Below are 9,315 nucleotides of genomic sequence, written 5' to 3' on the forward strand. Positions count from 1 at the left end.
CAATGCCCGCTGTGTGAACGCGATGTTCATCGGGGAATGCAAGTCTCCATCAAACACAACTCGATCCCGATGCAGACTTGCTGCATGGCCTGCGCGCTCACATACCAGGCGCAGACAAAGAACGTGGAGATTCTGGCAGCAACCGATTTTTTGACCGATACAAGGATGGAGCATAGAACAGCCTTCTATGTCGTAGGTTCTGATATCTCGCCCTGCATGCAAGATTCGAAAGTCCAGAAATTCGTTCGCGAGCCTCATTCGGCACTTCATGCGTGCTACGACCGCTGTAAACCGGGCATTCTTGGATTTCGCAACAAAAATGATGCACAGGATTTTCTACGGAATCATGGCGGATCCATTTACCCGTCCCATCAACTTACCAAATTTTTACCAGTGAAAGGAAAGGCTCATCATGATTAACAAAATCATTGAGTTCAGCGCGAATAACCGGGCCGCTGTTTTCCTTTTTGTTGCAATCGCAACTTTTATCGGGTTCTGGTGCACGAAGAATGTTCCTCTCGATGCGCTGCCGGATCTATCCGACACGCAGGTCATCGTGTATTCCCGCTGGGACCGGAGTCCCGACATTATGGAGGATCAGGTAACTTACCCGATCATCACCGCACTGCTTGGCGCCCCAAAGGTGAAGGCGATTCGCGGTTTTTCTGATTTTGGATATTCATACGTCTACATCATTTTTGAAGACGATACGGACATCTACTGGGCTCGATCCAGAACGCTTGAATATCTGAGCAAGATTACTCCTGTGCTGCCTGAAGGCGTTCGCACGGAACTTGGGCCTGATGCAACTGCAGTTGGCTGGGTGTTTCAGTACGCTCTTGTGGATACGACTGGAAAACAGAGTCTGGCAGATCTGCGAAGCTATCAGGACTGGTACTTGCGCTACTACTTGCAAAGCGTGCCGGGTGTAGCGGAAGTGGCGCCGATTGGCGGTTTCGTGCGTCAGTACCAGGTTGTCGTTGATCCGAACAAGCTGGCCGGCTACGGAATTTCTGCTGAGATGGTGATGGAAAAGATCCGAAAAAACAACAATGACATCGGCGGTCGATTGGTGGAATTTTCGCAGCGTGAATACATGGTTCGTGGAAGAGGTTACGCAAAGAATGCGCAGGATATAGAAAAGATTGCCGTTATGACTAACCCTGAAACGGGTACACCGGTGCGCGTTGGTGATCTCGGTTCCGTAACCCTCGGACCGGACATTCGCCGCGGTGTGGCCGATCTGGATGGAAAAGGGGACGCAGTCGGCGGAATCGTTGTGATGCGTTACGGCGAAAATGCGTTACATGTGATTGACCGTGTCAAAAACAAAATCAAAGAAATCGAGCCGACTCTTCCGGAGGGAGTCAAGATCGTCACCACATATGACCGGTCGGAGTTGATCCATCATTCCATTGAAACTCTCAAAGGTACTCTTACGGAAGAATTGTTGATCGTGAGCATTGTCATTTTGATTTTCTTATGGCACATTCCAAGCGCAACGATTCCCATCATTACGATCCCGATTGCAATCATCATCTCTTTCATTCCAATGTACGGAATGAAGCTCACCTCCAACATCATGTCTCTGGGAGGCATTGCCATAGCCATCGGAGCGATGATTGATGCGGCGATCGTTGTTGTTGAACAAACACACAAAAAACTCGAGCACTGGGAAGCTGCAGGGCGCCAGGGTGATTACAGAAGAGTCATTATTGATGCTGTAAAAGAAGTGGGTGGTCCGAGTTTTTTTGCGTTGCTTGTGATTGCTGTTTCGTTCATGCCTGTTTTTACCCTGGAAGGTCAGGAAGGAAGGCTGTTTAAGCCTCTGGCATTCATGAAGAATTTTTCGATGGTGATCGCAGCAGTCCTTGCAATCACTCTGGATCCTGCGATGCGGTTGCTTTTCACGCGAATGCAAGCATTCCAATTTTCACCGAGATGGCTCTCGAGAGCAGCCAACGCGGTCCTGGTTGGAAAGATCCACAGCGAGGAAAAACATCCAATCAGCAGGCCTCTGATGAGAATCTATCGACCGGTTGTGGAATTCGTGCTACGGCATCCGTGGGGTGTCGTTGCGTCGGCTGTAGTGGTCGTCGCACTCAGTGTGCCAATTTATTTCAAGCTCGGTTCTGAATTCATGCCGCCTCTTCGCGAAGGTACGGTGCTCTACATGCCCACGACTCTCCCAGGGATTTCTATTACGGAAGCATCCCGTCTATTACAGGCACAGGACCAGATCATCATGGGATTTCCAGAAGTGGACCGTGTTTTCGGAAAAGCGGGGCGTGCTGAAACTTCTACGGATCCTGCGCCTTTTTCAATGATGGAGACCGTCATTGTTCTGAAACCGGAATCGGAATGGCGAAGGATCGATACCTGGTATTCACATTGGGCTCCCGGTTTTTTGAAAAGCGTGCTTCAACGTTTTTGGCCGGATCATATAGCCTATGATGATTTGATTGCAGAGATGGATCGAGAGCTGCAGTTCCCCGGCGTAACAAACGCATGGACGATGCCGATCAAAGCACGCATCGATATGCTGACAACCGGTGTGCGAACTCCTGTTGGGATCAAGATTTACGGTTCCGATCTGCAAGAGATTGAAGAAATCGGATCGCACATCGAATCATTGCTGACAGAGGTTCCTGGAACTCGCAGTGTCTATGCGGAACGCACCGCAGGCGGATACTTCCTGGATTTCAAACTGGATCGGGATCAGCTCGCGCGTTACGGTCTCTCCATTGAAGATGCAGAATCTTTTCTGATGACAGTTGTTGGTGGAGAAAACATTACGACAACAATCGAAGGACGCGAACGTTATCCTGTAAATCTTCGATATGCGCGCGATTATCGCAGCAGCATCGACCGGCTGGAGAGAGCACTACTCACTACGCCGGGCGGAGCTCAAATTCCTATGGCACAGATAGCAAAACTGGAGCTGTTGTCAGGTCCTTCCATGATCCGCGATGAAAATGGACTCATGAACGGATATGTCTACGTGGATGTATCCGGGCGCGATGTTGGAAGCTATGTCGCAGAGGCAAAGAAGGCTGTTTCAAAAATCAAGCTTCCTGTTGGCTACTCCCTTGTTTGGAGTGGCCAGTATGAAAACATGCAACGGGTTCGGGAAAGACTCATGATAGTTGTTCCTCTCACTCTCTTCATTATCATCGTGCTTCTTTACTTCAACACAAAATCGATGGCCAAAACCATGATCATCCTTCTCGCCGTTCCCTTCTCAGCAGTTGGAGCCATCTGGCTTTTGTATCTGCTGAATTACAACATCAGCATCGGAGTTTGGGTCGGACTCATTGCGCTCATGGGAGTCGATGCGGAAACAGCGGTCTTCATGCTGCTGTATCTTGATCTGTCATTCGAAGATTTCAAGAAGCGTGGAAAAATGCGGAGCTATGAAGACTTGAAAGAAGCAATTGAATATGGCGCGGTAAAGCGGCTGCGGCCAAAGTTCATGACCGTTGCCGTTATGTTCATGGGACTGCTTCCGATCATGTGGTCGACCGGCGCCGGTTCGGATGTCATGAAACGAATTGCTGCGCCCATGATTGGCGGAATCTTCACTTCGTTTTTGCTGGAGCTGATCGTTTATCCGGCAATTTACGCAATCTGGCGCTGGAACTTCGATTTGAAAGGCAAGCTCGCCTTGACTCTGAAGGTTCCAGAATAAGGAGGTGATTCTAATGGAAGCACCAATAAATTTCTTAGATTTATGGCTCGAGATTTACCAGGAAGCCATTCAACTCTGCGACGCAATCAACAAACTTCCGGATCATTGCGAATGTGGTGACGCGGACGCGCATCTTGAAGGACGCTGTCCCTGTTGCCGTGAACATACCTCATCCACAGGGGATTATGCGCACACAGAGGACTGCACGGTTTTGCTGACCCGATTGCGCGCCGACTTGACCATTCTGTGTCATGAATCCACCGGAAAGTCTGGTCGGAAGAAATACGACGAGATCTCACAGAAAAGTGAATGTGAAAGAGAGGAAACATGAAAGTATTCTGCCTTACGTTTGTGACTCTTTTTCTGGCTGAGCTGGGGGATAAGACTCAGCTTTCAGTGATTTTACTGACATCAAAAACGAAAAGCGCCGTATGGGTCTTTGCGGGCGCTGCGACAGCGCTTGTTCTTGTAACGCTTTTAGGTGTCTTGTTCGGCGACGTTTTACTCCGCTATGTGCCGGAAAAGATCCTGAAGAAAGTAGCGGCTCTGGCGTTTGTCACCATCGGCGTGCTGATTTTCTTCAACAAGATGTAAGCAAAGTGGCGCGAACGTCTCGTCCGCGGAGCTCGGCCGGGGGGAGAAGCTGTGAAAAAATGTACCGGTAAAATAAAGTTGGCCAATAAAAAATAAAAGTATGCCAACTGAAAATAAAGTTTGCCAATCTTGCTGCATGGAAGGCAAGCCCGAAAAAATAAGGTTTGCCAGCAGATTCTTCTTTCAACTCAATACCGCAACAGGACCGAAGTTTGCGTTCTGTATCCTCGCACCGAAGAAACGGAGTTTCAATCTACAAAAAGAACTCATTGTATTGATGTTTGTTCTTGCTTCTTGCCAAAAAGAAAGCTTCATTCAAAGAAAGAAGAAAAATTTCCGGATTTTGCGTTGTCCAGGCTATTCCTGCCTCTTCCGATCGAAAGAAGTAGACATAGTGGCAGAAGTTTGCGATTACATTCTCTTGAATCTTCATTGCATCAGGTTTCATAAACGAAATTACTAACTCCTCAGGTTCGGTGGCGGTGATAGCGTCAGGTCCAACGCGCAGCTTAATCTGTTGCTTTGTTTGCACATAGAGACAACGCTCGCTTGTTTGTCAATGAGCTGGGGAATGAAAAGCGTATCCCAGGCGCACCATGTGTGAAGCTTGCGCCCCTCCACATGGAACTGATGATTCGTAACGGGCAGCGTGAGTCCCCAGTAAGAATTGATCTTTCCGTTGCCATCATAAAAGACACCCCACCAGCTTTGTAAAATCCTGCGCAATTCCTCTTCCGAGAGTTGGAGGCTCTCTGCTAACTGTTGCACACCAACGGGTGAGCCCACAGCCAGCAACCGGTAGATCTGTGTCGATAGAATCTGTTCCTGACGGTCTAGTTTTGGCCAGCAGCTAAGCAGAATTTCTTCCAGTTCCTGCAGGTCTTTCATCCCTTTTATCTCCCTGTAGAAGTTTGCTTTGGCTCATTTGTTTGAAGTAATTGAGCAAAAGCGCTTGCCAAAACGGACTGTTTTTTGAATCCCACGAATTGACGTACGATGTGGCCGCTACTATCAATTAGTAAGGTAGTTGGAACCATGCGGTTTTTGTACGCCTTTGAGATTTCTTTCCCTACGACCAGGAGAGGAAAGTCTAGTTTCAGGGAATCGGCAAACTGTTTGATGTCTTCAACAGCTCCATCGTGAACGTAAACTGGAAGGATCACAATTCCCTGGGGTTCATATTCTTTCTTCAGTTCTGACAGGATCGGGAGAGTATCCTTGCTGTGATTGCAGTGCACCGCAAGAAAGACTAGAGCTACCGGTTTTCCGCGAAACGCTGAAAGCGAAACAACTGAGCCATCCGAACCAGCCGCCCGGAAATCCGGAGCAATCCGGTCTGTAAACGTTTTACCATCCAGCGCCTTTTCCTTTTTGTATTCCTCCAGCTCCGCAGCTGTTGCTCCACGCAAATCCCGGTCAACGGAGCAGGCTTGATAAGCTGAGCAATAGTAGCTCATTGTCTTCATTACTTTTGCCTGATCACTGGCTGAGATACTTTGGCTGCATTCATCGACAGTCTTGGTACAATCCTCATCACACTTTTTTCCCGTTTGGGCCTGGCTCGAAGAGCCGTTACAGCAGTCCGGATTATCCGCGTAAACGCAAGAGAAAATGGCCGTCATGGCAATCAGCAGACCCAAAACAGGCCATAGCATTTTGTTTGTAATCATTTTTTATCCTCCTAAATATCTACTACATTCTGTAGTAATTGATAGCAAAAAAAATCAAATTGTTAAATCAAATTGAGATACAAATGGCTCAACCAGTCAAACATTTTCCTTCTTCCGTTTTGATTCCACCAGACGCGCAAGCTCTTCCATTCTCTCCGGCTGGGACTCTTGCACAGAATTTACAAATTGATGAAGCACAGGAGCGCTGAAATCCTCAAGAAGTTCTGTGAGGATTTTCTTCACACTCCCTTCCGTGAATTCCTCTTTTGAATACGCCGGCCGATAGGAAAAAGCCATCCCGTCGCGAATCTGCCGTAGAAGCCCTTTTTCTGCCAACCGGGACATGACCGTCATTACTGTCGTATACGCGATTTCTCGTTTGCGCTCAAGCCTTTCCTGTACCTGACGTACAGTAACCTCTCCACGTTCCCAGACAACTTCCATGATTTCTGCTTCCAGTTCGCCGAGGATCTTCTGCAGCCCCTTCTTGTTCGGGTCAAAAGTGAAATGAGGAATCTTACGTTTCATCGCAACCTACTACGATACGTAGTAGTTTATGGAATAAAATGGCCGGTGTCAAGTCTGCGGAGGACCCATACGTACTGCCGGATTTCGTCACTTGACATCATATCTTTTGTGAACACATCGAAAGAACCATAATCCTGAAGCTCTATTGCAATCTTTCGCATCACGGTCAAGCTTGCCTTGATCACGGCCGGTCCAAAGCTGATGCGGGCGATTCCAGCTTCTTGCAATTCACGCGCTGTAGCTCGACACGCGGGAGCATAGACGTTAATGGGGGCATTCGTTTTCGTCTTGAGCTTTTTGAGTGTCTCCAGATTTCCCAGGGTAATTGGATAAATGCAGTCGGCACCGGCTTCCAGATAGGCCTTTGCCCGCTCAAGGGTTTCTTTGTATTTGTCCGGTTCGGGAACCGGTTGTTCTCTCAGGTAAACGTCGATCCGGGCGAATTGCGTCCAACATGGCCGCAAACGCGATCTTCTGACCGTCATCACATCCCAGCGAAAATGCCACCGCAGTACTGGCCGTGGCAACCGCGGGATAACCGTGAAACTGAAGCATGCGGGCTCCCAGCGGGTCCCAGATGTTCGGCAAAATCAGAATCCGAGAACCGTGATGCAAGGATCTCAGTTTGTTTGCTTTTAGAATCTGTGTTTTCTTCTTCATATGCTACTTCTCTCAATCTTGTTTGATTATGTCCGGTTGGCCGCTTGTCGCAGTTGCCGAGATGATACCGCGTACAGCTTCTGGAAACTGAGAACAGATGCGATAGCTATTGCGGCCGTGAGTACGAAACCGAGTATCATGACCGAATTTGCGCCACTGTGAACGTCAATTGAGGTAAGGCTTCGCACTGTCTCGAGGTTTACCCACACCCATATCCATGTGATGACATCGACAGCAGCGTGGAGAACCATGCCGGGCAAGATTGAATTGGAGAAATAGGCTAAAAGGCTCCAACCGACAGCCGCCACGTAGAAGACTGGAAATGCAGGAAGGGAAGGAAAATGCGCCACTGAAAAGAAGAACGCAACGACTGCTATGGCAGTTCTCGGACTGTGATGCTTTTCGATCGGGACCTGCATATAGCCTCTAAACGCCGCCTCTTCAGCAACACCAGCAAACACCGAGCCCATCAAAAGCAACGGCACAACCGTCCAAAAGGGGTAAGAACGGAGCGTGGCGAATTCCTCAAGTTTAGAACTCGGAGCCGATCCGAACATCCATCCCAAAAACTGCAGGCCGATAAGAGTGAATGCTAGAAACCCGCCTGCAAGCGCTGACCAAAGGAGTATAGGGCCACGTACGACGTTAGCGCGAAAGAACTGTCGGCGGATCTGCGCAGTGGACTGAGGCCTTCCCCAACCGTTCAAGTACTTCCAGTAAAAAATAAGATAGAAAAGTGCGACAAAGAATGTCCATGGCAAAGAGGAGCCAATCTTCAGGTTTGTTTCGGCCAACTTTGACCATGGAATGATCCCGGCAAACAGGACAATAAATCCAATCAGGACCGAACGAAGAATTACCGGAAATTTTCTCCACAGTCTCTGATTCTTCTCATTATGCCGTTCCCTGGAATCATTCATCATTCATCTGACTGGTCTTCTGGCTCAGGTGGGTCCTCTTCCGAACAACTACTATGTCCAGTCACTCGAAGGCTGATCTCCGTTGCCTGATGCTTTTCGTTTAGGACAAAGAAAAGTTCGGCCGTTCCCCGCTCAAAGTGGGCCGTGAAGAAAGCGCCATCAGGCGGATCCAGTTCTGCGAGTTCCACTTTCGTCATTTTCCCCAGGTGTTCCATTACTAAACTGACCTTTCGCTCGAACTCTACCTTTTTCTCGTCTTCCGTTTCTCCTTCAAGTTTTTCCATTAGCTCAGGACTCCAAAGAGTCTGAACTTTTTTGAAATCGATACCGTTGAATGCCTCCTTGTACCGGTTTGCAATTTCAACGAACACGCATTCCTTAATATCAACAGCCTGTGTTGATGAGCAGAGGAAGATCAGTACGAGAAAAAGACCAAACTTCTTCATAGGCTCTCTCCTTTTGGAAACTGGCGTAATTCCTCCCGACTGCCCAGAAGTCCAGCAATACGATCTTTCCTTTCAGCGAACCGGCATCAAAGGAACTTCCATCCAGCTTGCTGGCCTTAAACTCAATCGCTTTCCCGTTTGCTAAAGGAGAATCCGCTGCATTGGATTCCGGAACTGACCATGACCAGGCGATAAGAATTGTAGGAACAATCAAAATCATGCAAACCTTTTTGATTGCAGCCGCACTTTCTCGCATATTGGTCTTATCTACTACAATCTGTAGTAAGATCGTACATCCCTATGGGTAGGATGTCAAGCCGCGGTTTGTCGCAAAGGGTAAGATCTGCCATATTAAGAGAAAGTGAACATTAAAGGGACGGACTTAAGATGGAAGACGATTTGGATGAAGCGAGCGATGTAGAGTTTGATTGCATTGTGGAACGAAAACATCCGGCAATGCCGAGATTCGTGGTCCTGCCTGCGAATTTGCTGGTCCAATGGAAACTCAGCCGGACAACAGTAGTAGAAGGTTCAATGAATGGCATTGACACAGGGAGACGAAGCTTGAAACGTTGGGATGCCGATCGTTGGTTCATCGACCTCCCGCAGGAGCTTTGCCGTAGAGCAGGCATCGATACAGGATCCCGGGTTGGGTTGGTTCTACGCGTCGCATCCGAGCGATTACCGGAAGAGCTCACACAACTCCTCTCACAGGATGACGAAGCCAAAGCAAAATGGGATTGTCTGAGTCTAAGCCGTCAACGGATGCTTCGTGAATATGTGGCTTCAGCCAAAGAAGTCGAAACTCG

13 protein-coding genes are annotated in these 9,315 nt (G+C 48.5%); 5 read left to right on the plus strand and 8 right to left on the minus strand.

Features of this window, described 5'->3' with window-relative positions:
• Window positions 1-36 precede the first annotated feature (36 nt).
• Genes L0156_26255 through L0156_26270 form a run of 4 tightly spaced genes read left to right on the plus strand, consistent with a single transcriptional unit; the run spans window position 37 to window position 4,282 of the window.
• Window positions 37-420, plus strand: coding sequence for a hypothetical protein (locus L0156_26255; GenBank protein ID MCI0606502.1), 384 nt, complete (start codon window positions 37-39; stop codon window positions 418-420).
• Window positions 413-3,688: a CusA/CzcA family heavy metal efflux RND transporter gene (locus L0156_26260; protein ID MCI0606503.1), complete on the plus strand. Its 3,276-nt coding sequence runs from the start codon at window positions 413-415 to the stop codon at window positions 3,686-3,688. Before L0156_26255 ends, L0156_26260 begins: the two co-directional genes overlap by 8 nt.
• Before the next feature lie 13 nt (window positions 3,689-3,701).
• On the plus strand, window positions 3,702-4,019 hold the full coding sequence (locus tag L0156_26265) for a hypothetical protein (protein ID MCI0606504.1): 318 nt from the start codon (window positions 3,702-3,704) through the stop codon (window positions 4,017-4,019).
• Entirely contained in the window at window positions 4,016-4,282 is a 267-nt protein-coding gene (locus L0156_26270; protein ID MCI0606505.1) for a TMEM165/GDT1 family protein, read from the plus strand. Before L0156_26265 ends, L0156_26270 begins: the two co-directional genes overlap by 4 nt.
• 253 nt (window positions 4,283-4,535) lie before the next feature.
• Here L0156_26270 and L0156_26275 read toward each other — a convergent pair whose 3' ends face one another.
• The 8 genes from L0156_26275 to L0156_26310 form a co-directional block, all read right to left on the minus strand.
• Window positions 4,536-4,814 (minus strand): hypothetical protein, encoded by a 279-nt coding sequence (locus tag L0156_26275; GenBank protein MCI0606506.1) that lies wholly within the window; start codon window positions 4,812-4,814, stop codon window positions 4,536-4,538.
• Window positions 4,742-5,170, minus strand: a complete 429-nt coding sequence (locus L0156_26280; protein MCI0606507.1) for a hypothetical protein — start codon at window positions 5,168-5,170, stop codon at window positions 4,742-4,744. The genes L0156_26275 and L0156_26280 overlap by 73 nt, the downstream gene beginning before the upstream one ends.
• 5 nt (window positions 5,171-5,175) lie before the next feature.
• Complete coding sequence (locus tag L0156_26285; GenBank protein ID MCI0606508.1) at window positions 5,176-5,952, minus strand: TlpA family protein disulfide reductase; 777 nt, start codon at window positions 5,950-5,952, stop codon at window positions 5,176-5,178.
• Window positions 5,953-6,048: 96 nt separating this feature from the next.
• Window positions 6,049-6,480, minus strand: coding sequence for a BlaI/MecI/CopY family transcriptional regulator (locus L0156_26290; protein MCI0606509.1), 432 nt, complete (start codon window positions 6,478-6,480; stop codon window positions 6,049-6,051).
• Window positions 6,481-6,506: 26 nt separating this feature from the next.
• Window positions 6,507-6,965 (minus strand): isocitrate lyase/phosphoenolpyruvate mutase family protein, encoded by a 459-nt coding sequence (locus tag L0156_26295; GenBank protein ID MCI0606510.1) that lies wholly within the window; start codon window positions 6,963-6,965, stop codon window positions 6,507-6,509.
• 201 nt (window positions 6,966-7,166) lie between these two features.
• Window positions 7,167-8,060 carry a CPBP family intramembrane metalloprotease gene (locus L0156_26300; protein ID MCI0606511.1) on the minus strand — a complete coding sequence of 298 codons (894 nt, stop codon included), beginning with the start codon at window positions 8,058-8,060 and terminating at the stop codon, window positions 7,167-7,169.
• Window positions 8,060-8,506, minus strand: coding sequence for a hypothetical protein (locus tag L0156_26305; GenBank protein ID MCI0606512.1), 447 nt, complete (start codon window positions 8,504-8,506; stop codon window positions 8,060-8,062). Before L0156_26305 ends, L0156_26300 begins: the two co-directional genes overlap by 1 nt.
• The gene (locus tag L0156_26310) at window positions 8,445-8,762 is read right to left on the minus strand and encodes a hypothetical protein (protein ID MCI0606513.1); all 318 of its coding nucleotides are present in this window, start codon (window positions 8,760-8,762) and stop codon (window positions 8,445-8,447) included. Before L0156_26310 ends, L0156_26305 begins: the two co-directional genes overlap by 62 nt.
• Before the next feature lie 131 nt (window positions 8,763-8,893).
• On the opposite strand from L0156_26310, the gene L0156_26315 reads away from it, so the two are divergent.
• Window positions 8,894-9,315 (plus strand): YdeI/OmpD-associated family protein (locus tag L0156_26315; GenBank protein ID MCI0606514.1); only part of this gene is annotated, 422 nt, incomplete at its 3' end.

The sequence above is a fragment of the bacterium genome, assembly GCA_022616075.1.
Taxonomy (GTDB): domain Bacteria; phylum Acidobacteriota; class HRBIN11; order JAKEFK01; family JAKEFK01; genus JAKEFK01.

Bases quoted from the DNA above. Each gene is read 5' to 3' on its own strand.
- L0156_26265 (MCI0606504.1), top strand. From the start codon at position 3,702: ATGGAAGCACCAATAAATTTCTTAGATTTATGGCTCGAGATTTACCAG.
- L0156_26310 (MCI0606513.1), bottom strand. From the start codon at position 8,762: ATGCGAGAAAGTGCGGCTGCAATCAAAAAGGTTTGCATGATTTTGATT.
- L0156_26280 (MCI0606507.1), bottom strand. From the start codon at position 5,170: ATGAAAGACCTGCAGGAACTGGAAGAAATTCTGCTTAGCTGCTGGCCA.
- L0156_26290 (MCI0606509.1), bottom strand. From the start codon at position 6,480: ATGAAACGTAAGATTCCTCATTTCACTTTTGACCCGAACAAGAAGGGG.
- L0156_26285 (MCI0606508.1), bottom strand. From the start codon at position 5,952: ATGATTACAAACAAAATGCTATGGCCTGTTTTGGGTCTGCTGATTGCC.
- L0156_26300 (MCI0606511.1), bottom strand. From the start codon at position 8,060: ATGAATGATTCCAGGGAACGGCATAATGAGAAGAATCAGAGACTGTGG.
- L0156_26295 (MCI0606510.1), bottom strand. From the start codon at position 6,965: ATGACGGTCAGAAGATCGCGTTTGCGGCCATGTTGGACGCAATTCGCC.
- L0156_26260 (MCI0606503.1), top strand. From the start codon at position 413: ATGATTAACAAAATCATTGAGTTCAGCGCGAATAACCGGGCCGCTGTT.
- L0156_26255 (MCI0606502.1), top strand. From the start codon at position 37: ATGCAAGTCTCCATCAAACACAACTCGATCCCGATGCAGACTTGCTGC.
- L0156_26305 (MCI0606512.1), bottom strand. From the start codon at position 8,506: ATGAAGAAGTTTGGTCTTTTTCTCGTACTGATCTTCCTCTGCTCATCA.
- L0156_26270 (MCI0606505.1), top strand. From the start codon at position 4,016: ATGAAAGTATTCTGCCTTACGTTTGTGACTCTTTTTCTGGCTGAGCTG.